This is a genomic window from Nocardiopsis sp. NPDC101807 (genome assembly GCF_044766605.1).
Classification (GTDB): domain Bacteria; phylum Actinomycetota; class Actinomycetes; order Streptosporangiales; family Streptosporangiaceae; genus Nocardiopsis; species Nocardiopsis tropica.
Map to the genome: position 1 here is coordinate 237,295 of NZ_JBIWMK010000005.1, position 25,742 is coordinate 263,036.

Sequence of the window (25,742 nt, forward strand, 5' to 3'; positions counted from 1 at the left end):
CGATGGGTTCGTGGAACGCGGTGACGGGCCGTCACGCCGCGAAGCTGTCCTCGCCGCCGGCGGAGTCGGGGCTGATCCGGACCGCCCCCACGAAGGAGGAGCGGTAGTACTCGGAGTCGATCGACACCTCCTCGATCGGCTTGCTCGGGTTCGCGGCGTGGATCATGCGGCCCCCGCCGGAGTAGATGCCGACGTGCGACGGGCTCGCGTACCTCGGGCTGGTGTGGAAAAGGAGGAGGTCGCCGGGCTGGAGGGCGGAGACGTCCAGGTCCCCCTCCAGGACGCGCCGGGCCGTCCCCCCTCGGTACTCGGCGTTGTCCGGGTCCCACTGCGTCGTCGTCACCCAGGGGATCGTCACCCCCGCTGCGCGCCACGCGGCCTGGGTGAGCCCCGAGCAGTCGAAGGAGTCGGGCCCCCGGGCGCCCCACACGTAGGGCTTGCCGATCTGCCGCCTGGCGAACTCCACCGCGGTCCGGTGCTCCTCGCCGACGTCGCCCAGGAACGCGGCCCGGGTCGCGCCGCCGCCCTGCTCCTCGCAGTCCCGCCCCTGCCCCGAGGCCGAGGAGACCTGCTGGAGTTCGAGGGACGGGGACCTCGGGGCGAGGCCGGAGCCGCTGTAGTACTCGGCCACCTCCAGCACCTGCGCCACGTACCACCGGGCGGGGTTGTGCTTGTAGACCGTGCACTCGATCGGGGTCAGGTCCGCACGGCCGCTCCCGCAGACGGAGCCCGACCCCCTCTTCTCCGCCTGGTCGGCGTAGTAGGCGATCCGGAAGGCCCCCGAGGCGATGTTGTCCCACGGGTCCCAGACGTTGACCATGCCGTCGTCGTTGCCGTCGATCCCGAAGTAGGTCGGGTTGCCCGGCATCTCGCCCACCGCGTAGTGGAAGCGGCGGTCCTCGACCGCCTCCTTCGGTTTGCCGCCCCACGAGTTGCCCGCGCTGCCGAGCCGGCCGCCGACCTGCCCGGTCCGCAGGTCCTGGACGCCGAACTGGACGATCCCGGCGGCGCCGTAGGGGTTGCGCTCACCCTCCCGGAGGCCGGAGTGCCAGTTGGGGTCCGTCGAGACGTACTGGCCGTTCTGGGTCTCGATCGCGCCGATCGCGGCCATGAGCTCCCAGGGAAGGCCGTAGGCCTCGGCCGCCATGCGGTGCGCGCGCAGGACGTTGTCGGGGATGTCGACCCGGACGGTCTTCCGCGAGGACCCCGGCTCCCCGTGCGCGCTGATGCCGATCGTCTCGCTCGACGTGTTCGCGGACGCCTGGACGACGCCCCCCGACGAGCCGCCCCCGTCGGCGCTGCTCGGCGTGGCCCCGCCCGCCGGGCCGCACACGGTGGCGGCGTAGGCGATGCCCCCCATGACCGCGAGCGCCGTGGCTCCCCCGCCCACGCGCGCGGTCGCGCTTCCGCGGTCCCCGCCGCGTCCGCGCCGGGGGAGGAGGAAGGCGCGGGCCCGCGCCCACAGGGCCCCGACGGCGCCGCCCGAGGCGCCCATCACGCGCCCTCCTCGGCGATGTTCCCGACCGCCGCGTCCTGGAAGGCGTAGACCGACCAGCCCTCGCCCTCGGGTACCACGGTGACCGCGTACGACGCCGGCGCGGCCCCGCCGTCGTCGCCGGTCTCCGTCATGAACCGCGCCTCCACCTCGACGATGACCGATCCGGAGCCGACGTTGCGGATCGCCGTGGCCGTCGCCTCCGCGGTGACGCGCCGGGGGGTCCCCCGGGAGGCCCCGCTGTTGGGCGTGCTGAGCACGAACTCCTCGACGGCGCCGAAGAAGTCCTCGGAGAGCAGGGGGGAGAGGCGGGCGAGGCGCTCGTCGTCGCTCTCCCCGGGGTCCACCTCGCTGTAGGCGGCGACGAAGGCCCGGGCCGTCTCCGCCCCGGCCTCCAGTTCGGCCTCCGAATACGGCATCAGCGCCATGACGTCGCCGACGGGCTCCCCTCCGCCCCCGTTCCCCCCGGCCCCGGCGGACGCCTCCGACGGGGGCGCGGCCTCCCCGTCGTCCGGACCGGAGAGCAGCTGCTGCGCGAGGACGACCAGGGCGACGACCAGGACGGCGAGGATCCCGAACACGATCGTCTTCTCCCGCGAACCGCCGGCGAAGTCGCTCATGACGGACACGCTGTTCTGATCATGGGAACCCACCAGTCGTGAGGGCGGACAGATGCACCCATGCGTACAGGGAGCGCACCGGGAGCGCAATGGGGCAGGTGCGACAGGGGGGTCACGAAGGGTGATGTTCGATAACGTTTCGGTCCGGGAGCTGCGGATTCTTTCCTGGAAAAAGGTCGAGACCTCCGGGGCGGCGGTGCGCAGCAATGGCATTGATCAAGGCTTATCACGCAGAAGAGTGGATCGGCTCTTTTGCGTTCGTGAAAGAAGATCGGCCTCGCTCACTTTCCAGTGTTTCCAATGCTCGGCCGGTCACGCAAAGTAGTAGGAATGAAAACGGTCACTTGATCGGTTTCGATTCGGTGCGGTATATATAGCCTGCTGTTCGGCCCCCGAACCCGGTTCGACGGCGCCACCGCATTCTCGCGTCCTCACGCGAAACACCCCCGGTGCGGCGGGGCCCGGACGTCTCCGGGGGCGGACGACCGCCCTCCGGCCCCCGGACCCCCGACCCGGCGCGGAGTCCCGGAACACGGGCCGCGCGGGGAGCGCCGCCCCCGCCGGGGAGGCGGCGCCTTCACGACACGGACGAGGGGACCACATGGGGAGGCGACAGGCCGGCGGCGCGGACCGGGACGAACCCGCGGGCCCGCCCCTGCCCGACTGGGCCGGGGAGGCCGTCGTGCTCGGCTGCCACGGCGGAGCGGGCGCCACCACGCTGCGCGTGCTGCTGAACACCCCCTGGGACCTGGGCGCCTACTCCTCCGACCGCGGCGCCGTCGGCGCCTTCGGACGCCCCCTGGTGCTCGTCTCCCGGAACAGCGTCGCCTCGACGGCCCGTGCCGCCGAGGTCATCAACGTCCTGGAGGCCGACGGCCTCCGGCCCGCGGCCCTGGTCGTCGCGGCGGACGGCGCCGGGCCCGAGCCCGCGGAGTCCGCGGCGCGCCTGGGCCTGGTGCGCGACCGGGTCGGCCTCCTCGTCCGCTTCCCGTTCGTCCCGGCCTTGCGCTACGTGGACGCCGTCGAGGCGGACCGGGTGAAACTTCCCGCGAGGGCGCGGCGGGCCCTGGAGCGGATCAGGAACGCGTGCCTCGCAGCGGCGAGCGAGACCCTGGCGCGTCAGGCCCCGGGGTAAGGAGAACTGGATACGCATGGACGTTCTGAACGCCACCAACGACCTGGTCGCCCACATGGCCGCCGTCCCGATGGACGGCGCCTTCGGCTGGGACACCAACCCGGACCTGCCCGCCTTCGAGGACGGACACGATCCGATCCAGCAGGTGTTCAGCTGGGGCCAGGGCATCATCGTCGTGATCGGCATCATCGGCATCCTCTTCGCCGCCGGCAAGATGGCCATCGGCAAGTTCGGCCGCTCCGACCTCGCCGCCGACGGTGTCGGCGGGCTGGTCTGGACGGTCATGGGGATCTCCCTGATGCTCGTCGCCATCCCGGTCATCCTGGCGGTCGCGAACGTCGCGGGCGGCTGACATGCCCCTGGAACTCCTGCCGGCCGCGGTGGACGCGGCGCACCTGGCCGCGGTCCTTCCCGCGGAGGTGACGTGGGACGTCCGTCCGCGGATGCCGGACTGGGGGGTCGGGGGGTCCCAGGACCCCGACGGGGACCCGATCGGACGGTTCCTCAACATCGCCCAGGGCGTCGTCGTCGTGATCGGCGTCATCGGCATCCTGTACTCGGCCGCGAAGATGGCCGCCGGCAAGCTGGGCCGCTCCGAGGTGGCCGCCGAGGGCGTCGGCGGCGTGGTGTGGACCGTCATGGGCGTCTCGCTGATGCTGGTCGCCGTTTCCGTCGTCACCACGCTCGTCGGGGCGTGAACCGGATCGTGGGAGGTCGGGTGGAGGGCGCAACGGCGTACGAGCGGATCCTCGCCGCCGACGCGGCGCGGTCCCCGCTGGCGATGGCGCAGTTCCAGCAGTCGGGGAACGAGGTGCTGGGATACGTCGCCTGGGCCGGGGCCGTCGTCGGCGTCCTCGCGCTGATCATCATCGGCGGGCGCATGATCCACGCCAACTTCACCGGCGACCCCTGGATCGCCGCGCGCGGCATGGCCGAACTCCCCTGGGTGGTCCTCGGGGTGGTACTGCTCATCGCCTCCGGGACCCTCGCCGGGACGCTGCTCCAGGGCTCCTACCACGAGACCGAGGACGACCTCGGGTCCCTCATCTCGGGGGTCGCCGCCGAGCAGGACGACGTCGAGCGGGAGGCGGCCGGTTGCGAGGGGGCCCTCCGGGACCCCGACTCCCAGGAGTTCCTCTGCCCCGACGACGACGGGTGGGAGCGGCTCTCCCACACCCTGCCGCTCACCGGCCCCGACGACGAGCGGTGCACGTACGACGGCAAGGAGGACTGCTACGAGTACTGTTTCCAGGATTCGATGTACGCGGGTGGCCCCACCAATCACTCCCTGTCACCGTGTACGCCGGAAAGGGAACTCCGTGACCTCATGACCGAGAGCGGCTGGCCCTGGGCCGCTTACCACTGCCCCCAGCTCAACAGGAACATGATCGAGGAGATCGGTGCCTGCAAGGGCGATGGCCTGGCGGACGGGACGGACGATCTCGCGGAGAAATACCGCCCAGGAGGCAGGAACCCCCCGCCGGTGGAGCCGTGGCGCTGGCAGTACATCTGCGAGGAATTCCCCGAGTGGGCCGACGCCAACGAGGGGAGGGGCGGAATCAGAATCAATTTCTGCCCCAGGGATGAGTAATGCTCTGGATGAATATGGGCGACACGGCTGGGAATCGGGGTGATTGAATGGAGAACGAGGAAACGGCGAGCTGGATCACGGAAAGCCTTCAGGGCGTCATCGAGCGGATGTTCGGCCTGCTCATCAGCAGCGGCAGCGGGGCGCCCCTCGAACGGGAGTACGGCAGCAACCAGCTCGTCGTCGACCAGGGCGTGCTGCAGCTCCAGAACGTCTTCAACCCGCTGATCCTGTTCCTGGCCACGCTGGGCATCCTGCTGGCGGCCGTCCGCCTGCTCTGGACCCGCCGGCTCGATCCCATGATGGACCTGGTCAGGGGCCTCCTCACCGTCATCATCACCACGTTCGCCGGACTCTTCTTCGTCTACGTCCTGTCGGGCTTCAGCAGCGGCCTCACCCAGATGATCCTGGACACCGGGACGTATTCGGCGCCCTACGACAACGGCAACGGGTCACGGCAGGTCAGCTTCCTCGTCGCGGCACAGGAGGTCTACCCGAGCATCATGCGGGTGGGCGTCGGCGACAACGACCTCGGCTTCGCGGAGGACTCCGCGCGCGAGGCCGTCACCTACCTGGTCAGCCTCGCGGTGATCCTCGGGCTCATCGCGCAGATGATCGTCCTGGCGATGCTCAAGTCGATCGTCTACCTGCTCTCCTGCCTGCTCCCGCTGGCCGCGGCGAGCTCCCTGGTCCCCGGGCTGAAGATCTTCCCGAAGGTCATCGGCTGGCTGTTCGCCTGCCTCCTGTACAAGCCCCTCCTGCTGCTCGTCTACCTGTCCGGCCTCGTCCTCATCGCGACCACGGACGCCGACGCCGAGGGCGGCCTGTCCAGGTACCTCCTGGGGGCGGCGGTCATGCTCATGGCCACCGGCGCCCTCCCCGTCCTGATGAAGCTCATGAGCTCGGGCAGCGTCTGGATGATGGCCCTCGCGGCGGGCGGCATCAGCTCCGTCGGCGGGGGCGGAGGAGGGAGCGGCAGCGGCGCCGACGCGTCCCCCTCGTCGGCGTCCGGCTCCTCCTCCTCCTCGGGCAGCGCCCCGTCCGCCGACGGCGGGGCCCAGGCCGCGGCCGCGGCCGGCGCCAACGAGCGCGCCGCCGCGGTGTCGCGCAACCTCGACGAGGGCGGCGGGGGACAGCCCCCCGGGGGCGGGTCGTCGGCCGTGGCCGCGAGCGCTGCCGGCACGGGCGCCGTGGACACCGGCGCCATGGGCACCCAGGGCGGGCTCGGCGCCGGTGCGGGCGGCCCCCTGGGCGGCACGGGCGGCGCGGACGGGACCGCGAGCGTGGACGGCGCCCTGGGCGGCCCGGAGGGCGGCGGCGCACAGGACGGCGGGGGCACGGCCGCCGCGGGCGCGACGGAGTCGGTCGGCTCGACGACCGTCAGCGGCTCGGAGCAGGGGTACAGCCAGACGGTGGCGTCGGGCGCGGGCGGTGACGGCGGCTCCGACCCCGGCGCGGTCGGTGACGCCCCCGCGGGAGCGGGAGCGGCCGACACCGGGGCCGTGTCGGGCGGCGCCTCGGGCGGCGCCCCCGGCGGCGGGTACCCGGGCGGCGCCGCAGCGGTGTCGCCGGAAGGCGCGTCCGGGGCGCAGTTCGCCGACGGAGCCGACGGAAGGATGGTCTAAGTGGTCCGCACGTACGGGGGGTGGCGCCGCCGCCGCAGCATCGGGCTGTTCGGCCTCGGCCTCACCGCGACGCTCGTCCTCCTCGGAGGCCTGGTCGTCCTGATGCTGGCCGGGATGTTCGCGCCCGGCCTCGCCCTCTACCTCCTCCCCGTCATGGCGGTGGCCTTCGTGTTCGCCGCGGTGCCGGTCCAGGGGGAGTCCCTGCTGAGCTTCCTGCTCACCCGTCTGCGGTGGTGGTGGGCCAAGGTGCTCGGGCACACCCGCTACCGCGCGGGCGTCATGGTGGAGCACCCGCGGGCCTTCCAGCTGCCCGGCATCCTCGCCCCCGTCACCCTGCTCTCCTGCGAGGACGGCAAGGGCGGGCGGTTCGGCCTCGCCTGGAACCGGCGGCTGGGGCACATGACCGCGACGGTCCTGGTCTCCTCCAACTCCGTGTGGCTCGCCGAGCCGGCCGACGTCGACACCTGGGTGGCGAGCTGGCACCAGTGGCTGGCCTCCCTCGGCTACATGCCGTGGGTGCAGTGGGTCACGGTCACCGTCGAGTCGCGGCCCGACCCCGGGAGCGCGCTGCGCAACAACGTCGAGGCGGACATCGACCCGCAGTCCCCGGCGGCGGCCCGCAAGATCATGCGCGACCTCGTGCTGAGCGCCCCCACGGTGAGCGCCCAGGTCGAGACCCGGATCAGCATCACCTACGACCCCCGCAAGTTCCCGGTGGCCCCCAAGGACCGCATGCAGGCGGCCGTGGAGGTCAGCGGCTACCTCAACCAGATCGAGTCGAGCCTCGCCACCACGGGGGTGTCCGTGCTGGGGCGCGCGACGCCCGAGCAGCTCGTCGCCATGGTGCGCACCGCCTACGACCCGACGGCCCTCAACGACCTCAGCTCCCTGCTCCACTCGACGCCCGAGGACATCGGGACGCTCGACTGGACGGACGCGACCCCCGTCGAGGCCGAGGCGCACCACGACCGCTACACCCACGACAGCGGCACCAGCGTCTCCTGGATCTGGCAGGAGGCGCCGAGGACCCACGTCACGAGCACGGTGCTCGCCGAACTCCTCTCCCCGACCCGCTGGGCCAAGCGGACCACGCTGCTGTTCCGGCCCTGGCCGGCGGCAGCGGCGGCACGTGCGCTGGAGAGCCAGAACTCGGCGGCCCAGTACAAGAGCGAGCTGTCCTGGCGGGTCCGCCACCGGGTGAGCGCGAGGGACAGCCAGGACCTCGCGTACGCACGGCAGGCGGCCCAGGAGGAGACGCGCGGAGCCGGTCTGGTGCAGGTGAGCCTGTACACGACGGCCACCGTCGACGACGAGCAGAGGCTCAAGCAGGCCGTCGCGCACACCGAGTCGGCGGCCGAGACCTCCCGGATCCGGCTGCGCAGGGCCTGGGGCAGCCAGGACGTCGCGTTCGCCACGACCCTGCCCCTCGGCGTGTGCCCGCCGTTCCTCGTCCAACGCGGTATGGGTTAGAAGGGGGCACCGATGGCGATCGTGGACCGGCAGAGCCGGCGCGAGGAGCGCCGCCAGCAGCGGGCGGAGCGCAAACGCCTCAAGCAGAGGCAGGAGCAGAAGGAGAGGGCGGAGCGGCCGGACCGGTCGGCGGAGAGGGACAGGGAGGTCATCGCCCCCCTGCTCGGCTGGCGGCACCGGGGCGGCGGCGCCTCGCCGAACATCCCCAACGCGGTCGAGTACCAGGCCACCACCGCCCAGGCGTGCGGCCTGTTCCCGTTCGTCACCAGCAGCAAGCCGCCCTCGATCGGCACCCCGATCGGACGCGACCTGCTCTCGGGGGAGGTCGTCTGCCTCGACCCGATGGCCTGGCTGCGCGCGGGGCTGATCACCAACCCCGGGTGCTTCGTGCTGGGGCAGCCGGGCACGGGCAAGTCCACGTTCGTCAAGCGCCTCGTCACCGGGGCGGTGGCCTTCGGGTCGCAGGCCATCATCCTCGGCGACACCAAGCCCGACTACACCGACCTGATCGGCCACCTCGGCGGGCAGGTCGTGCGGATCGGGCGCGGGCTGGACCGGATCAACCCGCTCGACGCGGGCCCCCTGGGCGGGGTCATGGACCGGCTCACCGAGGTGGAGCGGGAGAAGCTGCGCTGGGAGGTGCGCTCCCGCCGCATCTCCCTGCTGATGGCCCTGTGCACGCTGGTCCGCGAGGACAGGATCGCCAACGCCGAGGAGGTCGTCCTCGGCGCCGCGGTCGACCTCCTGGACGAGCGGCTGGCCGGGACGCGCCAGCCCAACGTCATCGACGTCCTCCAGGTCGTCGAGGAGGGGCCCGAGTCCCTGCGGTCCTTCGCCCGCGCCGACACCCGGGACCAGTACGACAAGCGCGTCGACGACCTCGTCTTCACCCTGCGACTGCTGTGCACCGGCTCCCTGGCCGGGGTCTTCGACGGCGAGACCACGAGCCCGCTCGACATGGAGGCGCCGGGGATCAGCGTCGACATCTCCCGCGTGGGGGCCGCCGGCGACAAGCTGCTGACCGCGGCGATGCTGTGCACGTGGAGCTACGGCTTCGGGATGGTCGACGCCGCGGCCGTGCTCTCCGAGCACGGCCTCATCCGGCGCCGGTCCTACATCGGCGTGATGGACGAGCTGTGGCGGGCCCTGCGCGGGGCCCCCGGCCTGGTGGAGTTCGCCGACTCCCTCACCCGGCTCAACCGCTCCAAGGGCATGGCGTCCGTCATGGTGACGCACTCCCTCGGCGACCTGGAGGCGCTGGCCACCGAGGAGGACCGGGCCAAGGCCCGGGGCTTCGTGGACCGCTCCGCGATCACCGTCCTCGCCGGGCTGCCGCCGCGCGAGCTGGCCTCCGTCAACCGGATCACCCCGATGACCGGCCCCGAGCAGGGGCTGGTGGCGTCGTGGTCCTCGCCGGACTCCTGGCAGCCGGGCGCACGCCACCCCGGGCGCGGCAAGTACCTGATCAAGACCGGCGCCGAGCGGCTCGGCATCCCGGTGCAGATGACGCTCACCCGTGACGAACTCACCCTGTACGACACGGACCAGGCCATCCGGAGGGAGTGAGGACGACCATGTCACGTGAACGCCCGAAGTACCAGGTGAAGGGCGGGGCCGCCGCCGCGGGGGCGCCGCCCCTGCTGGTGCTGGTCGCCCTCTGGGGCACGGTGGGGCTCTTCTTCCTCTTCTGGCTGGCGGCGCGGATCGTCGCCTCCCTGACCGGCGGAACCGTCGGCGGGTTCGGCATGGCGTGGGTCGTCTCCCTGGTCGTCTGGGACACCGGCACGGTCTGGCCCGGCACGCCGACCCTCCCCGTGGTCCTGCTGTTCGGTGTCTTCGCCGCGCTGTCGGCGGCGCTCCTCTGGTGGGTCCTCCACCGGCTCCGGAACGCCCTGTACGGGCAGCCGGACGCGATCGGCGCACTGAACAAGGACAACGAGACGGTCGCGGAGCTGGCCCGGCCCGAGGCCGCCGACAAGGCGGTGCGGCTGCGCAGGAGGTCGCTGGCCGGACGCCGGGGCAGGGGGCTCAAGGACGCGGACGTGGGCCTGGCCGTCGGCGACATGCGCGGTGACGGGAACCGGACGGGCGCCCGCCTGTTCGCGTCGTGGGAGGACACCGTCCTCGCCTTCATGGCGCCCCGCGCGGGAAAGACCACCGCGATGGCCATCCCCTACGTCCTGGACGCGCCCGGACCGGCGCTGGCCACGAGCAACAAGGCCGACGTGTGGTCGGCCACCGCGCGGATCCGCGAGCACACGACCGGCGAGCGCGTGTGGCTGTTCGACCCCCAGCAGGTCACCCACCAGGGCCAGGAGTTCTGGTGGAACCCCCTCACCGACGTCCGCGGAGTCGAGGAGGCCTACCGCCTCGCCGGGCACTTCGTCCTCACCATCGACGACGACTCGAAGAAGGACATGTGGGGCCCCGCGGCCCGCGCGCTCCTCTCCCAGCTCATCCTCGCCGCCGCGCTCTCGGGCAGGTCGCTGTCCACCGTCGGGGAGTGGCTGCACGACACCAAGCTCCCGCAGCCGGTGGACGTCCTCTTCGAGCACGGCTTCACCGCCTACGCCGAGGCCCTGCGCGAGACCCAGAACATCGTCGCGGAGACCCGTGACGGCATCTACACCACGGCCCGCACCGCCGCGCGCTGCCTCGACGACCCCAGGATCATGGAGTGGGTGACCCCTCCGGGGGCCCGTCCGCTCCCCGAGTTCGAGCCGCGGTCGTTCGTCACCAGCAAGCAGACGCTCCACCTGCTCAGCAAGTCCCGCGCCGCCTCCGCGCCGCTCATCGCGGCCCTGACCGACGCGATCTTCCTGGCGGGGGAGGAGGCCTCCGAGGCGCAGGGCGGGCGGCTCGACCCGCCCCTGGTGGCCGTCCTGGACGAGGCCGCGAACATCTGCAAGATCGCGGACCTCCCCGACATGTACTCCCACCTGGGATCGCGTGGGATCGTCCCGGTCACCATCCTCCAGAGCTACCGGCAGGGCGTGCGCGTCTGGACCGAGAACGGCATGGAGGCGATGTGGTCCGCGGCCACCGTGAAGGTGTTCGGCGCCGGGCTGGACGACCACAAGATCGTGGACGCCCTGTCCAAGCTCATCGGCCAGCACGACGTCTCCACCACGTCGTTCAGCTACGGGGAGGGCAAGGGCAACCACTCCGTGCAGCTCCGCAGGCAGGAGATCATGCAGGGGTCCGACATCCGCCAGATCGACAAGGGCGAGTGCCTGCTCTTCGCGACGGCCGCCCGGCCCACGATCCTGCGCATGCGCCCCTGGTACAGGACCGACAAGGCCAGGCTGGTCACCGCGGCGATCAAGGACGCCGAGGCGCTGATCACCGCCGGGGCCCGTGCGAGGTACGACGCGCCCCGGGGCGCGTGAACAGGCGCCGGCGACCGACCGGACCGGCGAGGACGAGGAGAGGGACCATGGCGGAGACCAGTCGCGGGACGAGAGTGCTGAACACGCTGTTGCCGCGCTCCCTCACCCCCCTCCAGAGGGACATCGCGAACCGGCTGGACGAGATCGACGCCCACCGGGAGAGGGCGGGACGGCGGTGCGCCGAGGTCTGCGCCGCGGCCGTGGAGTACCAGAGGGCCGTGGGACCGCGGGGCGGGGCCGTCGCGGGGGCCGCCCGGGACCTGAGCGGCCGGGTGATCGCGGAGGTCGAGAAGGCGCACACCTACTTCTCGCTCGACCTCTCCAGGAACCGGACCAGGGTCACCGACCTCGAACTCGCGTGGAGGGCCGGCCGCCGGGGAGCCGCGGCCGACCTCCACTCCGCCCTCCGGACGGACAGGGACCGGGGGGAGAAGGCGCTCACGGGGTTCCTCACCCTCCTCGACCAGAAGGAGGGGCTCGTGCGCCCGGTCCCCGCCCGGGAGGAGGCCGGCCCCCGTGTGACCCCTGCCGCGTCCGTCCCGGGAGCACGCGCGGCGGACGCCTCCGCGCCGCTCCCCCGGACCGAGCTGCACGACCGGTCCGGGAGGGCGCCCCGGGCCGCCGAGGGGAGGGCCGTCGTCCGGCCCGCGGCACGGCGGCGGGACCCGGCGCAGCGGCGCAGGAGGGGGACGAGTGCCTGAGCGCACGCCCTCCGCCGCGCGCACCGGAACCTTCGACCCAGCAGCACCGACCGGCAAGGAGCGGGACCATGGCCCCCCGGACAGCCACCGCTGAACCGCCCCCTCCACAGGTGGGGGGCGAGCCCGCCGCCAGGCAGCACACCGCCCACGACCGGCGGAACATGGCAATCGGCCCGCCGGACGCGCCCCAGGGCGTGAGCGGGGCCGGCGACGTGGCCTCGGAGACCCAGGCCGCGCTCTCCTCCGTCACGAGGTTCGCCGCGTGGATCCTGGACTACCTGGTGCGCATCCTCCGGGCGCTCCTCCAGGCGGTGCTGGGGCTCGCGATGACGGTGCTCCGCCCGGTGGCGCGGCTCGCCGCGGCCTTCGTCCGGTGGCGCGTCCGGAAGGGCCGAGTCCCGATCCGCGCGCGGGTCATGGCGCGCCGGGCGCGGGCCGAGCTCGCCAAGGGCAGCGCGGGCCGGGCGCTGGAGGGCGCCCGCCGACGGGCGGAGGCGTACGTGGCCGACGCGAGGGCCCGGGGCGAGGGCATGGTGCGGGCCGCGGAGCAGGCACGCGATCGGACGGTCGGCCGGGCCCGGGCGCGGGCCGCGGCGGAGCTGGAGGCCGCCCGGGACAGGAGGAACGCGCGGATCACCGGTGCCCGCCGTCAGGTCGACCGCGTGAAGGAGCGGGTCAGGTCGTCCGCGGACGCCGACGTCGAACGGGCGAAGGGGCGGCGGCGGGAGCTGGTCGAGGCCGCCTCCGGCAGGGGGGCCGTCGCCGAGAGGGACGCCGGACGCCGGGGGGACGCGCTCGTCCGGGCGGCGGAGGACCGGCGCACGAGGCGGGTGGCCGGGGCCACGGCGCGGGGCAACCGGGCGATCGCCGCGGCGGTGAGGGCCGGCGACGCGGACGTCCGCAGGACGGACGCGGCCGGAGCGGCGCGGGTCGCGGACGCCCGGCGACAGGGCGACGCCCTGGTGCGGACGGCCGAGCAGAGCCGTGACGTGCTGGTGAGCGGGGCCGAGGACCGGGGGCGCCGCGCCGTCGACGCCGCGCGGGCCGCGCACGACGCCTACGTCGGCCAGGTCGACGACCGCGTGGACGACCTCAAGGGCCTCAGCGGGAGGGGCGTCCCGAAGGAGGACGCCAAGCAGCTCCTCCGCTGGAACGCGGCCAAGGCGACCGTCCAGCGGCGCCGGTTCAACGAGCGCATGGCCGCGGCGGACCCCGCGAGCCGGAACCTGCCCCGGGCCCCGGCGGCCCCGGCCCGGACCGCGCCCGCGTCCCCCGCCCTCCCACCCGGCGCGCCCTCCGCCGGACCGCGGAGCGCCGGGGCCGGTCAGGGCGCCCCCGCCCTCGGCCGGGTGAGGGCCGGGCAGGCCCGCCCCGCCGCCGCGCCCCACCACGTCCGGAGAGGGCGCACGGCCGGACGGAACGGCAGGGCGACCCCGTGACAGGACCAGACAGGAGGACCGTATGAGCCCGAAGCGGCCGAAGGGCCAGATCAGCGGGAAGAAGGCCGACGAGCTGCGCCGCAACCGCGCGCGGCTCGTCGAACTCCTCGCGTCCTCGGACGCGGGGTCCGGCGGCGGCGGTGACGCCGACATCCGCGAGGCCCTGTTCCTCGCCGCGATCGGCTCCTCCGTCGGCCCGGGAGGGATCAGCAACTCGGGGGCCCTCGCCAGGGGCTCCCTGTACCACTCCCTGCGGAAGCGGAGCAGGCAGAGCAGGGGGGAGCAGTTCTTCGCGGAGGAGCACGTCGGGTACTCGCCCGAGGTCGCGATGGGCGGTCTCGGCCTCCTCCGCCGGGCCGACCCGCGCCTGGTCGCCGACGTCCTGGGCGCCGACGTCCAGCGGGTCCGCGAGGTCCAGCGGAACACGGCGCTCCGGGACGTGGACGCGGTGCTGCGCGCCGACTACCGCACCGGGCGGATCGAGCAGGCCCTGCGGGTCGGCATGCGGGCTCAGGGGCCGGACCCGGACACGCCCCCGGAGCACCTGTGGCGGCGCGGGCTCGACGAGACCCTGGACACGGCCGGGATGAACCCCCGGGAGCTCGCGCTGCACTGGCTGAGCGCGGCCAACTCCACCGAGCCCGGGGCGCGGGAGGCCCAGGAGAGGTTCTTCGCCGAGCTGGCCGGGAAGCACCCGCAGCTCGCGGAGTCCATGGAACGCCACATGCTGCGGGACCCGAACCACACGGGCAGCGCGGCGTCCTCCCGGATCGACGCCAACTCCGTCATGGCGGGCGCCTCGCCGCAGGCCGACGGGCGTCCGCTGGAGACCATGGAGGAGTACTGGGCCAAGGCGGTCCCCTGGTTCAAGGACAACCGGGCCGACCTGAACAAGCTCCGCGACGACGCCGAGTCGCTGTCCGCGGCCGTCCTCGACGGCAGGGTCCCGGTCACCGTCCTGGCCGACGTGCGCGCCAACGCGGCCGCCAATAAGAGCCTCCCCGGGTTCGGCGAGGACCACGACAGGAACCTGGAGAGGGCGCGGGCACGCGCGGCCGGGGGCGCGGCGGACGCCTTCCCGCCGGGGGACGCCCTGCTCGACACCCTCGACCGGGCCCGCGGCTACCCGGTGGGCGGCCTGCCGGACCGGGCCGGTTCCGTCGCCGCGGGCAACGCGGTCAAGGCGGACCTGCGCGCGCACGACGCCACCAGGGCCCTGGGCCCGTCCCTGGTCCTGGGCGACTCCCGGCTCCCCGTGACCCGTGCCCAGCTGGGCGGCGCCCGGGACGCGAACGGGGGCGCCGTCCTGCGTCCGGACGAGGTACGCGCCCTCGGGGCGCGGACCGGGGAGGGGGACGCGCCGGGCCGCGGCTCCGGGGCACGCGGTTCCGGGGCACGCGCGGCCGAGCAGCGCGAGCGCCGGGAGAAGCGCACCGAGCTCGCCCGGACCCGCGCGCAGGCCGTGCTCTACAGGCGGGGCGAGGCGGCCCGCGCCGCCGCCGGCGACTCGCCGCGCGGGCTCCCCGCGCGACGCGCCCAGCAGGAGCGCGCGGCCAGGAGGCTGACGGCCGTGCACGAGGGACAGCGCAGGCGCCGCTCCGTCACCACCACGCGCACCCGGACCGCCCGCGCGCGGTGACCCGTGGAGCGGCCCGACCGCCGCATGCGCCCCGACCGCCCCTGTGACCCGACCGGCCCTGTGACCCGACCGCTCCTGCGGTCCGAACGGCCCCACGGGCCCCGACCGCTCCTGTGACCCGACCGGCCCTGTGACCCGACCGCTCCTGCGGTCCGAACGGCCCCACGGGCCCCGGCCGCCCCTGCGACCCGACCGGCCCTACGGGCCCCGACACGACCACGAACGCGAAGAAGGACGACACCGACCATGAGCACCGAACCCCACGACCACACAGCGGACCTCCCGGAGGAGGAGCCCCGGGAGGCCCCGGCCGTCGGCGGGGGCCTCACCGCCGAGGCCCCGGACGTCACCTCGGCCGTCGCCGGGGTCGACGGCGGGGAGGACGACGGCGAACCGGCGCCGGAGCCGGTGTTCAAGAACGTCGAGGAGTTCGTGCGGCTGCGCTTCCTCCCGGTCTACGTCCGGCCCGAGGGCGGCCAGTTCCGCTGGTGCAAGGAGTGGTGGCGGCACGCCGAGGCGGTGTCGCGCTTCCAGGCGCTGTGGCACGCGTGGGAGGTGCTGCGGTGGGAGGCGGGCACCGGGATGGCGGTCTGGTACCGGGACCACCTCGACTTCCAGATGGGCATCCTCCTCGGGGACAACGGGCCCTTCCGCGAATGCACCTCGCGCCGCCACCAGGAGCCGCGCCCCCTTCCCGCCGACCCGTCCCCCGAGGGCTGGTTCGAGGACGAGTGGTGACCGGCGCACGAACGCGGTGACGGGGCTCGGAGGGGCCCGCCCGCACCCGCGGCGGGCCCCTCCGCCCTGCCGGGGTCCCGGACGCCCGGCACCCCGCCGGCGGCCCTGCGCGCGCACGCGCGCCGCGGGCCCGTCAGAGGACCATGGAGACACCGAGGACCGGGCTGACCACCATCAGCGCCGCGCCGACGACGACGAGGACGACGTCCGCGACCCGTGCGAAGGACCGCAGCCCCTCCTTGCGCGGAAGCCCCGCCCGGACGGCCTCGGCCGCGCGTTCGGCCTCGGCGCGCCCGGAGATGAACGCCGCGTCGATCCGCTTCCGCTCCTCGGCGGCGGCCTCCCCTTCCCGGTCCGGACGCCGCTCCTCCCACGCGTCCAACAGGGCGTCCACGCGTTCCAGCCCGGCCAGCTCCGTACGGGCCCGCTCGTGCTCCGCGGCGAGGGCGGTGTTCATGCGCGGTGCGTCGAGCTGGTGCTCCATGACCCTGCGCAGGGACGTCGAGAAGACGAACGCCCCGGCGAAGAAGCAGAGAATAAGAACCATGGGTGTCATCCGACCTGTCTAGGAACCCGTGGCCCGGCCGGGCGCGGGGGGCTGGGGGCGGTTGCCGGGCGCGGGCGCGGTACGGGGCGCGGGAGCCTGGCCCGACCGGTTCTGGAGAGCCGTGGAGATACCCCGCGCGGGTCCGAGCTCCCCCAGGAAGAGCGGGGGCAGGGCGCTCGTGCTGCCGGGAACCGCGAAACCGTGCTCGGTCCGGGCCTTGGCGACCTTGCCGGGGCGGATCTCCAGGCCTTCCCGCAAGGCCTCCTGGACGAACGAGCTGAGGTGGTTCCCCTCGTCGACGAGCCTTTTGAGGGTTTCCAGGTCCTCACCGGAGAGGGGGTTGTCCGGTTTCACCTCGTACTGTTCGACCACGAGTCCGGAGGACGCCTTCTTCCTCAGTTCCCGGGTGACCTCGGTGGTGTCGTCCCCCGCGTCGGCCAGCGCGGTGCGCTCGCCGATGGCTGCGGCGATCAGCCCGTTGTCCGCGTCGGCCGCGATCCCTTTGTCGGTGAGGACGAAACCGATGGCGAGGGCCCCCGTTTTCTCCATCAGGTCGGCCATGGGGAGGAATTCGCCCCGCTTGCGCGCCGTCTCGTTCGCGTGGAGCCTGGCGTTGTTGACGGCGTTGGCCTGGTTGTCAAGGCTTTCGACCCGCTTGTCGCGCTGGATCTCCGGTTCCCGCTGCAGGTCATCGATCTCCGCCAGCTTCTTCGTCTTCTCCGAGGCGCTCATCTTGGCCTTGAGGTGATTTCCCCTCTGTTTGACCCTGGCGCTCTTGAAGGCGTCTCTGATCTGTGTCGATATCCCCCACATGAGGCCGCTGAAAGCGATCGTGAGGATGGAGGCGACCAAAATGGGTACCATGCGTGTTCCTCGCTGCTACCAGTTGGATACGGCGGACAGGGCGATCAGGAGCACCAGGGCGGGCCATATCAGCGCGCCGGCCCGGATGCCGGGCCATGAGGGGGACGGGCGGTCCCTGACGAGCGCGGCCCGGGCCCTGGCCTCACCGAGCCGTGCGTCCCGTTCCCCCCGGGCGGCCGGCCGGTCGCCGGGCCCCCCTCCGGGAACGGGCCCGTCGCCGGGGGGCCCGCCGTCCCCGGCGGCGAGGCGGTGGTACCTCTCGCGGAGGAGCGACCGGTACTCCAGCAGAGCCCTCCGGTCGTCGGATGAATCCGGCTCCGCCTGGGCGCGGTCGGACAGGTACACCCCGGCCGCGGTCAGGAAGAGGTGGATCAGGCCTTGGGCGATCAGGATGAGAACCGCGACGCCGGCGACGGCCAGCACCCGCTCATCGATCATGGGAAGAACCTTTTCTTCGGCATTGCGGTGGTCACGACATTCCTAGAGGGAGGGGCCGGCGCTCCGGTTCGGGGGGCGGGTCCTTCGTTCGCTGCGCACCACGACCAAGCCGGACGGGCGGGCCCTCGACTGTCCCGCCGACGGTGTCGCGGCGCCGTCCGGGGTGCTCGTGGACTCCTTGTCACCGTCCACCCCCAGGGCCTTCAGGACCAGTCGCGATTCCTTGAGCAGTCCGTCATACCTTTTCGAGGTCCCCTCGAGGAAGGAGGCGAGGCTCTTGGCCCTGTCGCCGTGGACCACCACCTGGCGGGTCTCCTCCTGGGTCGCCCGCAGGCCGTCCCTGAGGTCGGCGATCCGGATGTCGAGTGCGTTCAGCTCCTCCCTGGACGCGATGTTCAGATCGCCGATCTTCTCCTTCGTCGACGGGAAGTACTGGTTCTCCTCGCCTGGAAGCGGTCCGCTCTGGAGCAGTCGGTCGCTCTTCGTGTTGTTGATGTTCAGGCGTGACCGAATGGAATAGCTGAGCGTGAGCCCCATTCCCGCAATGACCCCGTAGGACCAGATCATGAGTTGGAGGAATATCGGGAGGAGGCTCATAAAAGATCCGGTGGGCACGAAAGGATCTCCGCTCTTTATCCTTGGTCTGGGCTTCTGTTGCTCATGGGGACCAAGCGTAGGGTTTCCCAGGTGGGCCCGGTGTGTGACTTGCATCACAAGATGAAGAATGCGGAAATTCCGGAGGCGGGCCGCCGCCGACGGATGCGGTAGGTGCCGTCCCGTGTGCGGAACGTCGGCGGGGGAGGGGCGGTGCCCGCCGGCTCGCCGTTCCGTGACGCGGGCGCTAGGATTTCGCGTCGACGGCAGGAGCGGAATGCCTCTGTTTCCGCGGCCGACGGGCGGGGAAGGCGATCGGTGCCTCCGTCGAATATGAATGGATAAGTTTCCGTCTCACCTACGGACAATGGCGTCGACGCCCCCGTGCCCGGTCGTCGCGGTCCGTCCGCCGCCGCGTCCGGCCCGCACCCGACCGCCACGGGCCGTTCGGGGAGCCGCTGTCCCGGGACCCCGGCCTCGCCCGCCCCGCCACCTCTCCCGATCCTCCCTGGAGGCCCAGTGGTCACCCCCTTCGGACCGCCCGACCCGGACGACCCCTACGCGGCCGTGCCGGACAGTGTCCTGCACGACGTGCTCGCGGAGACCGCGGACGCGCTGGGCGCCGAGTACGCGAGGATCGCCCGGCGTGCCGGACCGGAGGAGGGGGAGGCCGCGTGGCGGCGCGTCCGTGAGCTCGCCGACGAGCGCCGGGAGGCCGTGCTCGGCGGCCGCGACCGGGTGGCGGACCGCATCGGCGCCTGGCGGCGCGAGGCCGACGCCCTGCGGGGGCGGTGAGCGTGCCCGACGCACAGCCCCTGGACCCCGCCGACTTCCGGATGACCCCCGAGGAGCTGCGGCGCGTCTTCGAGGAGAGGGTGGTCCCCTACCTCTTCGGGGGGAGGACGCCCTCCGGCGGGGCCACGGTCGTGTTCATCACCGGGCAGCCCGGGGCGGGCAAGACGAGGGCGCAGGAGTACGTCCTGCGCGAGCACCCGGACGCCGTGGTGATCGACCGCGACGACCTGCGCAAGTTCCAGCAGCGCGAGGACGCCTGGGAGCACGTGGACCGCGACGCCTCCGCGTTCCCCTACGTCACCGAGGAGGTGGCCGGGGCGCTCCGGGACATGGCGATCGACTACGCGGTCGAGCACGGCTACACCGCGGTCCTGGAGAACTCCTTCCGGACCGACTACCCCCTCGAGGTCGCCGCGAAGACCACCCCGGCCGCGGCCCCCGACGGCTCCCCGGTCGGCGACCGCCCCCGCACACCGGTCGCCGTCGAGGTCGTCGTCGTGGTGACACCGCTCTGGCAGAGCCGCCTGGACACCCTGACCCGCTACCTCCTGCCCGGGGCCGAGACGCCCCGGTGGACCCAGGACGCCTCGCACGAGGACTGCCAACCCCACATCCCGCCGAAGCTGGACGCCCTGGAGAAGCGGGGGAACACGCGCGGCGTGACGCTGATCGACCGGGCCGGCGCGCTCCTCTACAGGAACAGGCGCCTCGGCACCGTGTGGGAGAGGGTCGCGGGGGCCGGCGCCGCGCTCACCGCGGCCTGGGGCAGGCCCCCGACCCCCGAGCACGCGCGCCGCTGGCTGGACCAGTACTGGTCCACCCTGGCCCTGGCCACGGCGCAGGGCGCCCTCACCCCCACCACCCTGCCGCGTGTCGAACTCCTGCACGGGGACGCGGACCGGCTCGCCCGGATCGCCTACGGACACGACGAGGCGGCGCTGCGTCGGCACCAGGCGTGGCAGGGGGTCCAGCGCTACGTCAACCGGGCCTCCCGGCAGGGGGTCCGCAGCGCGCTGCTCCCGGCGTCGCCGGCGCTGTTCCTGATGGACGGGAAGCGGCTCGACGCGCTGCTCTCCGAGCGCGGCGCCGGATCCGACACGGCCGACGTCGCCCGGCCCCACCTGGAGAAGGAGCGCCGCCGGAGACAGCAGATCCCCGCCCCGCAGGCCGAACGCGAGAACCGCCTGCGCGGACGGCTCGCACGCGGCCCGCTGGCCCCCGCCCGGCGGGGACCGGGCCGGGGGGCCGGCGGCCCCGCGCTCGGCGGGCTGCGTGCGGCGGTCCCGGCGGCGCGCGCCACGATCAGGGCGGCACGCGGCCGGGGCCGGGGGGCCTGAGGGGGCGGCCCGCTCCCCACGGGCCGGGCCGCCCGCGAGGGCGGGCCCCGGGGAGGGGTCAGCCGCCCGCCGCGCCCCGGGAGGTGCAGACCTCCTCGGAGGGCGCCATGACGTCCGTGGACCGGACGGCGACCACCCGGAAGCAGTACTCGACCTCGGGGTTGAGACCGCTGACGTCGACGGACGAGGCCCCGGCCGGGACGTTCGCCATCGACGTGGTGCGGGCCCCGACGGGCCCGCCGACCACGAAGTGGGGGGTGGATCCGCCGGTGTTGTCCGTCCAGGACAGCGAGACGCCGACGAGGTCGTCGGCGACCTCCACCGCCGTCGGGGCGATGGCCGACGGGTCCGTCCCCTCCGCGGACCCGTCACCGCCCGCGGGGGTTTCCGGAGCGGCCCCTCCGCCCCCGGCCGGGGCAGGCGCCTCCGCGGAGGGGGCGACGGGGTCCCGGCCGGTGACCAGGAGCGCGCCGACGGCCACGACCGTGACCAGGGCGAGGCCGATCAGGACGGGGAGGAGCACCGCCGTGCGGCGGTGCTCCGGCTGAGGGGCCGGGGCCCACGCCGCCGCGTTCGCGGGCGCGTGCCGCTCGCCGGTCCAGTCGGAGCCGGCGTCGGCGGTCCGCGGTGACGTCCGGGGCGCGCTCGGGGCGCTCCACGCGTGGGCCGGGGGCGCGGACCGGTTGGTCATCGGCTCCGCCCCGCGTGTGATGGCCTCGAAGGAGAAGGGGGAGGGAGCGGTCCTCTCCGCCGCCGGCGGACGGCCCCCGGCGGGCGCGGAGCCGGTTCCGGCGGGGGCCTCCCCGGCGCGTCCGGGACCGAGGACCGGCGTGGGGGCGGAGAGGGCCGACGAATCCGGGGGAGCGGACACCGGGGCCCCGGACCCCGCCTCCGAGGGAGGGTCGTCGAGGTCGGGAACCGGCGGCGAGGAGGCGCGGGACGGGGGCTCGGACGTGGAGGACGCGACCGGCGCCGGGGGCGCGGCCGGGCGCGGCCCGTGGGCCTCGGAACCGGTCGGGAGCCCGTCGTCCGGGTCGGCCGTCCCGGCCGTGCCCCCGGTCGATGCCGGCACGGATGCCGTGGCCGGGGCCGCCCGGTGCGCCTCGGAGCGCTCGCCGCCCGGGGCGGCCGGGAGGACCGGCCGGTCCGGCCCGCCCGTCCCGGACGGTTCGTTCGCCGTACCCGCCGTACCCGCCGTGTCCGCCCCGGACGGGCCGTCGGCAGGGGCCGGCGCGTTCGGCCCGGAGGACGGTGCGGGGCCATCCGCCTCGGGGCCGCCGCTCGCGGACACCGGTTCTCCTGCTTCGGCCGGGGCGTCACCGCCCCCGTGCCCGTCCGGGACGTCGTCGCCCCCGTACCAGTCGGCGTCCTCGTCGTCGTACCGGGCGCCGTCGGTGTACCCGTCGTCGTCCGGGTCCGGGGCGGTGCCCCCGCCGGGTTCGCCGGGCTCCTCGGAGGGCTCTTCGCCGGGCTCCTCCGATCCGGCTCCTTCGGCCTCCGGGCCGGGCTCCCCTGCGGGCTCCTCCGGAGGGAGTCCTTCGGCCTCCGGAGCGGGCTCCCCGCCGGGCTCCTCCGCCACGACGCCGTCCGCGCCGTCCGCGCCGTCCGCGCCGTCCGCGGGGCCGGCCTCCTCCGGGGTCGGCGCCGCCGGAACGGCCGGGACCCCGGCCGCCGGCGCCCCGGGCCCCTCGTCCGCGGTTCCCACCGCGACGGCGACCCGGTCCCGGTCCGGGAGGGGGGCGTCCTGCCCGGCCGGCCCCGGCTCCAGGGCCCGGCCGAACTCCGCGGCGGTCGGCGTCCGCCGACCGGGGTCGGTGGCCAGCGCCCGGAGGAGGACGGCGCGCAGCCCGTCCGGGACGTCCTCGCGGTCCATCTCCGGCGGCGTGCCCGACAGCAGGCGGGAGCGGTACTCCCGCGGACCGGCCTCCTCCCGGCCCGGACCGGCGAACGGGGCGTGCCCGGCCAGGAGGGTCCAGAGGGTCGAGGCCAGCCGGTACACGTCCGACGCGGGGGTGGGAGGCGAACCGGCGGCCTCCTCGGGAGGGGCGTGGTCCAGGGTCGCCCGCGTGTAGTACACGGGCGGGAAGGGGTGGTCCAGGGGCAGGGCCGAGCCGAAGTCCGTCAGGGTCGGCCCGGACGCGTCGCGCAGGATGTTGGCCGGCGTCACCGCGTGGTGGAGCAGGCCGAGCCCGTGCATGCCCTCCAGCGCCCGCGCCACGGTCCGGCCGACGGCGAGGACCTCGTCCACCGCGAGCGGCCCGTCCTCGGCCAGGGCCCGGGCGTAGTCGCCCCCACCGCGGTACTCCGTCACGGCGAACGCACGGCCCGCCTCGGTGACCCCCGAGGCCAGGAGCGGCTGGACGCCGGGCACGGGGGTGAGCCGGTCCCAGATCCCGGCCTCGTCGGGCCCCGCGGCGCCGGGGCCCCGCCCCAGCAGTTTGACCACCACCGGGGCGCGGTCGGACTCGCGTTCGGCCCGGTAGAGGAGCGCGTTCCTGCCGCAGTGCAGCGTCGTCAGGTCGCGCATGCCCGGGAACTGCGGCGGCGGTTCGCGGCGGCTGGTCCTTCTCATGGCGTCCCTCCTGGTGGGGCATGCCCGCCGGGCCCTCACCCCGCGGTCGGGCCTCGTCCGGGTCCGGTTCGGGGACTCTCGGGGAACTCGGGGCGGGCCCGGGGCCGTCGGCGCTCGACGAGTGCCCGGACGCCGGTCGGGGAAACGGCCCTCTCGGGGGTCGGGCGCACGACAGCAGGGGCGCGGGTCCCGTGAAGCGAACCGGCGTATCGCGACCGTTCCGGGCCCGGCCGGGCGAGGGGCCCACGGAGCGGAGCGGTCGGCTCGGCGCGCGGCGCCGGCGCCCTTGCGGCTCTGGGAGCGTAGCGCACGGGGCGGACACCGGGAAGGGCCGGGACCGGGGCCCTCCACGCCCGTGTCCACCGTTCGGGACGGGGGCGGCGCGCCGGGGAGAAGACGTTCATCCGTCCACGGGCCCGTGCCCCGCGGGCGCCCCGCACGGCCTCACCGGGGTTCGCGCCCCGGCGCCGGACAGGCGTGCACAGGAAGCGGTGTCCTGTCCCGGATCAGGTGGAACGGCCGTGCCTGTCGATACCCGTGCCCTGGCGGCGCCTCCAGTCCGAGCTGCTCTCACCCATCCGGCGGCCGGTCACCGGGGTCTCCTTCCGGGGCGTCGGGTTCTCGGGCATCTTCCCCTTGAGGGCGCGTGACAGGCGCCCCCCGGTCTTGTCGGGATCGCTCGTGCCGGAGTCCGTGCCCTGCGTCCCCGGAGTCGGGTTCTTGGGATGGTCCTGTGGTCTGAAGGGGTTCCTCATGCGGTGGATCCTCCGTATTTCCTGGCGTCCTGGAGGGGAACCGGGGCCGACGTGCCCCGAGTTGGACGGGATGCTAACACGGTCCCCGCCCCCGGGGGGCGTGCGCCGACCCCCCCGGCGCCGTGCGGGCCGTGCCCGCACACCCGTGGGGCGTCGCCGCCGCGGCGGCCCCGAGGGCCGCGAGGCCCCGACAGACCGGTCGGCCCCGGTCACAGGGCTCCCCCCGCAGGTGTGGAAGCGCCCTGCCGTGCCGCCGCTCCGAGCGCGGCGCTAAGATGCCTTGTCCGGTTGATTCTCCGACGCTCCCTGTCTCCGAAGCGTCGATCCCGGCCCCACGCACCCTCACCTGTGAGTCACCATGTCTCCCGCACGCCCCTCCGCGTCGCTTCCCGCGACCGCCACCGACCTGCTGCCCCAGGACCCCGCCGCGGTCGGTCCCTACACGCCGCTCAAGAGGCTGGGCGCCGGGGGCATGGGCGTGGTGTACGCGGCCCGCGCCGACGACGGCGACCTCGTCGCGGTCAAGGTCGTCCACCCCGAGTACGCGGCGGACCCCGAGTTCCGGGACCGCTTCGCCCGCGAGGTGGAGATGCTCTCGCGGGTCGGCGGCGCCTGCGCGGTCCCCCTGCTCGCCGCCGACACCCGCGGGGAGCAGCCGTGGCTGGCCACGCCGCTCATCCGCGGCCTCACCCTCTCCGCGTACCTGAAGGAGAACAAGGGTCCGCTGCCGGAGGGCCTCCGGTACGGCCTGGCCGTCGGCATCGCCGAGGCGCTCGCGCAGATCCACGCCTCCGGGGTGGTGCACCGCGACCTCAAACCGGCCAACATCATCCTGTCCCCCGAGGGCCCGAGGGTCCTGGACTTCGGCATCGCCCGGGCCCTGGACCAGACGGCGCTCACCCGCACCGGTTCGCTCCTGGGCTCGGCGGGCTGGATCAGCCCGGCCCACTACCGGGGCGAGCCGATCAGCACCGCGGACGACGTCTTCGCCTGGGGCGCGCTGGTGGCCTACTCGGCGACCGGCCGTCCTCCGTTCGGCGGCGGCGACCCGGCGGCCGTCGCCCACCGGGTGCTGAGCGGGGAACCCGACATGGAGGGCTTCTCCGGGCCGCTCGCGGACCTGGCCCGGCGGGCCCTGTCCAAGGACGCCGCGCGCAGGCCCGACGCCCTGGCCCTCGTGACCGGGGTGATGGCGGCGGCGAACCTGGGCGGAACCCCCGTCACCCGCCCGCAGGGGGCGGGCGACGCCGTGGCCACCACGCTCCACGCGGGCTGGCACGGTGTGCGCATGCCGCAGGAGCGCGAGGTCGCGGTTCCCCGCAGGACCCCCCGGGGGCGGCGGTCGCGGGCGTGGCCCGTGCTCGCCGCCGCCGCGGCCCTGCTCCTGCTCGCGGGGGCGGCCGTCGGGGGCGCCGCCGTGGCGGGCGGCTGGGACTCGCTGCCCGTCGCGGCCTGGTTCGACGGCGGTGCGGCGGAAGAGGCGGGGAGCGGCGACGAGCCCTCCGAGGTCGGGGGCCGCCCCGGCGCGGCGGTCCAGGAGGACGGGGAGGACCCGCCGCCCTCCGAGGCCCCCGCCGCGGGGGCCTCGGACGACGCGGGGGGCGCCGGTGAGGACGACCCCGGCGGGGGAGGGACCGCCACCGCGACCGCCCTCGTCGGGGCCGGGGTCGGCGCGAGCGGTCCACAGCCCTCCGGCGACCACGTCGTGGCCTTCCAGCCCTCCGGCGGCTCCGCCCGGTACGCGCTCCTCGACGGCGCGACCGTGCTGTGCGCGTGGAGCTTCTGCCAGGACGGCGCCGGGGCGGTCGGCGACGGCGAGGCCGGGACCGTGGCCTCCAGCCCGTCGGCCCTCACCGGCTACGTGAACCAGGGGGGCCGCACGATCTCGGCCGAGGTCACCTACACGACCGCCGACGACGGCGCCGTCACCATCACCCGGCTGGTGGAGCGGCACCGCGCCAGCGGCTCCGGCACGCCGCCGTGGTAGCCGGGAAGACCGCA

The 25,742-nt window shown here is 74.5% G+C and carries 23 protein-coding genes; 15 read left to right on the forward strand and 8 right to left on the reverse strand.

The features are described 5' to 3' along the window. Positions 1–31 precede the first annotated feature (31 nt). Both ACIRPH_RS17240 and ACIRPH_RS17245 read right to left on the reverse strand, forming a co-directional pair. The gene (locus tag ACIRPH_RS17240) at positions 32–1,495 is read right to left on the reverse strand and encodes an NlpC/P60 family protein (protein ID WP_402916008.1); all 1,464 of its coding nucleotides are present in this window, start codon (positions 1,493–1,495) and stop codon (positions 32–34) included. Beyond that, positions 1,495–2,115 carry a hypothetical protein gene (locus ACIRPH_RS17245; protein ID WP_402915322.1) on the reverse strand — a complete coding sequence of 207 codons (621 nt, stop codon included), beginning with the start codon at positions 2,113–2,115 and terminating at the stop codon, positions 1,495–1,497. The genes ACIRPH_RS17240 and ACIRPH_RS17245 overlap by 1 nt, the downstream gene beginning before the upstream one ends. Positions 2,116–2,716: 601 nt before the next feature. On the opposite strand from ACIRPH_RS17245, the gene ACIRPH_RS17250 reads away from it, so the two are divergent. The 12 genes from ACIRPH_RS17250 to ACIRPH_RS17305 all read left to right on the forward strand — a co-directional run bounded on the left by ACIRPH_RS17250 (position 2,717) and on the right by ACIRPH_RS17305 (position 15,839). Continuing rightward, the gene (locus ACIRPH_RS17250) at positions 2,717–3,250 is read left to right on the forward strand and encodes a hypothetical protein (protein WP_402915323.1); all 534 of its coding nucleotides are present in this window, start codon (positions 2,717–2,719) and stop codon (positions 3,248–3,250) included. A gap of 16 nt (positions 3,251–3,266) precedes the next feature. Then, complete coding sequence (locus tag ACIRPH_RS17255) at positions 3,267–3,602, forward strand: hypothetical protein (protein WP_344185299.1); 336 nt, start codon at positions 3,267–3,269, stop codon at positions 3,600–3,602. A 1-nt stretch (position 3,603) separates the two neighbouring features. Continuing rightward, positions 3,604–3,948: a hypothetical protein gene (locus ACIRPH_RS17260; RefSeq protein ID WP_402915327.1), complete on the forward strand. Its 345-nt coding sequence runs from the start codon at positions 3,604–3,606 to the stop codon at positions 3,946–3,948. A 20-nt stretch (positions 3,949–3,968) separates the two neighbouring features. Continuing rightward, a complete protein-coding gene (locus tag ACIRPH_RS17265; protein WP_402915330.1) occupies positions 3,969–4,841 on the forward strand; it encodes a hypothetical protein in 873 nt (290 codons plus the stop codon). Between the two features lie 47 nt (positions 4,842–4,888). Continuing rightward, positions 4,889–6,463 (forward strand): hypothetical protein, encoded by a 1,575-nt coding sequence (locus ACIRPH_RS17270; protein ID WP_402915332.1) that lies wholly within the window; start codon positions 4,889–4,891, stop codon positions 6,461–6,463. After that, the gene (locus ACIRPH_RS17275) at positions 6,464–7,933 is read left to right on the forward strand and encodes an SCO6880 family protein (protein WP_402915335.1); all 1,470 of its coding nucleotides are present in this window, start codon (positions 6,464–6,466) and stop codon (positions 7,931–7,933) included. 12 nt (positions 7,934–7,945) lie between these two features. Next, positions 7,946–9,499 (forward strand): hypothetical protein, encoded by a 1,554-nt coding sequence (locus tag ACIRPH_RS17280; protein WP_402915337.1) that lies wholly within the window; start codon positions 7,946–7,948, stop codon positions 9,497–9,499. A gap of 8 nt (positions 9,500–9,507) precedes the next feature. Beyond that, a complete protein-coding gene (locus tag ACIRPH_RS17285) occupies positions 9,508–11,322 on the forward strand; it encodes a type IV secretory system conjugative DNA transfer family protein (RefSeq protein ID WP_402915340.1) in 1,815 nt (604 codons plus the stop codon). 47 nt (positions 11,323–11,369) lie between these two features. After that, entirely contained in the window at positions 11,370–12,023 is a 654-nt protein-coding gene (locus ACIRPH_RS17290) for a hypothetical protein (RefSeq protein ID WP_402915343.1), read from the forward strand. 68 nt (positions 12,024–12,091) lie between these two features. Continuing rightward, positions 12,092–13,462: a hypothetical protein gene (locus ACIRPH_RS17295; protein ID WP_402915345.1), complete on the forward strand. Its 1,371-nt coding sequence runs from the start codon at positions 12,092–12,094 to the stop codon at positions 13,460–13,462. Between the two features lie 22 nt (positions 13,463–13,484). Beyond that, positions 13,485–15,101, forward strand: a complete 1,617-nt coding sequence (locus ACIRPH_RS17300; RefSeq protein WP_402915347.1) for a hypothetical protein — start codon at positions 13,485–13,487, stop codon at positions 15,099–15,101. A 246-nt stretch (positions 15,102–15,347) separates the two neighbouring features. Continuing rightward, entirely contained in the window at positions 15,348–15,839 is a 492-nt protein-coding gene (locus ACIRPH_RS17305) for a DUF4913 domain-containing protein (protein ID WP_402915350.1), read from the forward strand. A 133-nt stretch (positions 15,840–15,972) separates the two neighbouring features. Here ACIRPH_RS17305 and ACIRPH_RS17310 read toward each other — a convergent pair whose 3' ends face one another. The 4 genes from ACIRPH_RS17310 to ACIRPH_RS17325 are packed head-to-tail and all read right to left on the reverse strand — an operon-like array spanning position 15,973 to position 18,255. Further along, complete coding sequence (locus ACIRPH_RS17310; RefSeq protein WP_402915353.1) at positions 15,973–16,395, reverse strand: hypothetical protein; 423 nt, start codon at positions 16,393–16,395, stop codon at positions 15,973–15,975. 9 nt (positions 16,396–16,404) lie between these two features. Continuing rightward, positions 16,405–17,250, reverse strand: coding sequence for a hypothetical protein (locus ACIRPH_RS17315; RefSeq protein ID WP_402915355.1), 846 nt, complete (start codon positions 17,248–17,250; stop codon positions 16,405–16,407). Between the two features lie 15 nt (positions 17,251–17,265). Beyond that, positions 17,266–17,688 carry a hypothetical protein gene (locus ACIRPH_RS17320; protein ID WP_402915357.1) on the reverse strand — a complete coding sequence of 141 codons (423 nt, stop codon included), beginning with the start codon at positions 17,686–17,688 and terminating at the stop codon, positions 17,266–17,268. A gap of 42 nt (positions 17,689–17,730) precedes the next feature. Further along, complete coding sequence (locus ACIRPH_RS17325) at positions 17,731–18,255, reverse strand: hypothetical protein (RefSeq protein WP_402915360.1); 525 nt, start codon at positions 18,253–18,255, stop codon at positions 17,731–17,733. A gap of 546 nt (positions 18,256–18,801) precedes the next feature. Here ACIRPH_RS17325 and ACIRPH_RS17330 point away from each other — a divergent pair. Both ACIRPH_RS17330 and ACIRPH_RS17335 read left to right on the forward strand, forming a co-directional pair. Further along, positions 18,802–19,077 carry a hypothetical protein gene (locus tag ACIRPH_RS17330; protein ID WP_402915362.1) on the forward strand — a complete coding sequence of 92 codons (276 nt, stop codon included), beginning with the start codon at positions 18,802–18,804 and terminating at the stop codon, positions 19,075–19,077. Between the two features lie 2 nt (positions 19,078–19,079). Then, positions 19,080–20,414: a zeta toxin family protein gene (locus ACIRPH_RS17335; RefSeq protein ID WP_402915365.1), complete on the forward strand. Its 1,335-nt coding sequence runs from the start codon at positions 19,080–19,082 to the stop codon at positions 20,412–20,414. Positions 20,415–20,472: 58 nt separating this feature from the next. Here ACIRPH_RS17335 and ACIRPH_RS17340 read toward each other — a convergent pair whose 3' ends face one another. Then, entirely contained in the window at positions 20,473–22,986 is a 2,514-nt protein-coding gene (locus ACIRPH_RS17340) for a protein kinase (RefSeq protein ID WP_402915368.1), read from the reverse strand. Positions 22,987–23,492: 506 nt separating this feature from the next. After that, complete coding sequence (locus ACIRPH_RS17345) at positions 23,493–23,741, reverse strand: hypothetical protein (protein WP_402915371.1); 249 nt, start codon at positions 23,739–23,741, stop codon at positions 23,493–23,495. Between the two features lie 358 nt (positions 23,742–24,099). Here ACIRPH_RS17345 and ACIRPH_RS17350 point away from each other — a divergent pair, with 358 nt between their 5' ends. Beyond that, positions 24,100–25,728: a serine/threonine protein kinase gene (locus ACIRPH_RS17350; RefSeq protein ID WP_402915374.1), complete on the forward strand. Its 1,629-nt coding sequence runs from the start codon at positions 24,100–24,102 to the stop codon at positions 25,726–25,728. The last annotated feature ends 14 nt before the right edge of the window (positions 25,729–25,742 follow it).

Coding starts and splice junctions, on each gene's coding strand:
- ACIRPH_RS17270 (WP_402915332.1), top strand. CDS start 4,889: ATGGAGAACGAGGAAACGGCGAGCTGGATCACGGAAAGCCTTCAGGGC.
- ACIRPH_RS17320 (WP_402915357.1), bottom strand. CDS start 17,688: ATGATCGATGAGCGGGTGCTGGCCGTCGCCGGCGTCGCGGTTCTCATC.
- ACIRPH_RS17325 (WP_402915360.1), bottom strand. CDS start 18,255: ATGATCTGGTCCTACGGGGTCATTGCGGGAATGGGGCTCACGCTCAGC.
- ACIRPH_RS17300 (WP_402915347.1), top strand. CDS start 13,485: ATGAGCCCGAAGCGGCCGAAGGGCCAGATCAGCGGGAAGAAGGCCGAC.
- ACIRPH_RS17260 (WP_402915327.1), top strand. CDS start 3,604: ATGCCCCTGGAACTCCTGCCGGCCGCGGTGGACGCGGCGCACCTGGCC.
- ACIRPH_RS17315 (WP_402915355.1), bottom strand. CDS start 17,250: ATGGTACCCATTTTGGTCGCCTCCATCCTCACGATCGCTTTCAGCGGC.
- ACIRPH_RS17285 (WP_402915340.1), top strand. CDS start 9,508: ATGTCACGTGAACGCCCGAAGTACCAGGTGAAGGGCGGGGCCGCCGCC.
- ACIRPH_RS17290 (WP_402915343.1), top strand. CDS start 11,370: ATGGCGGAGACCAGTCGCGGGACGAGAGTGCTGAACACGCTGTTGCCG.
- ACIRPH_RS17340 (WP_402915368.1), bottom strand. CDS start 22,986: ATGAGAAGGACCAGCCGCCGCGAACCGCCGCCGCAGTTCCCGGGCATG.
- ACIRPH_RS17255 (WP_344185299.1), top strand. CDS start 3,267: ATGGACGTTCTGAACGCCACCAACGACCTGGTCGCCCACATGGCCGCC.
- ACIRPH_RS17305 (WP_402915350.1), top strand. CDS start 15,348: ATGAGCACCGAACCCCACGACCACACAGCGGACCTCCCGGAGGAGGAG.
- ACIRPH_RS17310 (WP_402915353.1), bottom strand. CDS start 16,395: ATGACACCCATGGTTCTTATTCTCTGCTTCTTCGCCGGGGCGTTCGTC.
- ACIRPH_RS17280 (WP_402915337.1), top strand. CDS start 7,946: ATGGCGATCGTGGACCGGCAGAGCCGGCGCGAGGAGCGCCGCCAGCAG.
- ACIRPH_RS17250 (WP_402915323.1), top strand. CDS start 2,717: ATGGGGAGGCGACAGGCCGGCGGCGCGGACCGGGACGAACCCGCGGGC.
- ACIRPH_RS17240 (WP_402916008.1), bottom strand. CDS start 1,495: ATGGGCGCCTCGGGCGGCGCCGTCGGGGCCCTGTGGGCGCGGGCCCGC.
- ACIRPH_RS17295 (WP_402915345.1), top strand. CDS start 12,092: ATGGCCCCCCGGACAGCCACCGCTGAACCGCCCCCTCCACAGGTGGGG.
- ACIRPH_RS17345 (WP_402915371.1), bottom strand. CDS start 23,741: ATGAGGAACCCCTTCAGACCACAGGACCATCCCAAGAACCCGACTCCG.
- ACIRPH_RS17350 (WP_402915374.1), top strand. CDS start 24,100: ATGTCTCCCGCACGCCCCTCCGCGTCGCTTCCCGCGACCGCCACCGAC.
- ACIRPH_RS17245 (WP_402915322.1), bottom strand. CDS start 2,115: ATGAGCGACTTCGCCGGCGGTTCGCGGGAGAAGACGATCGTGTTCGGG.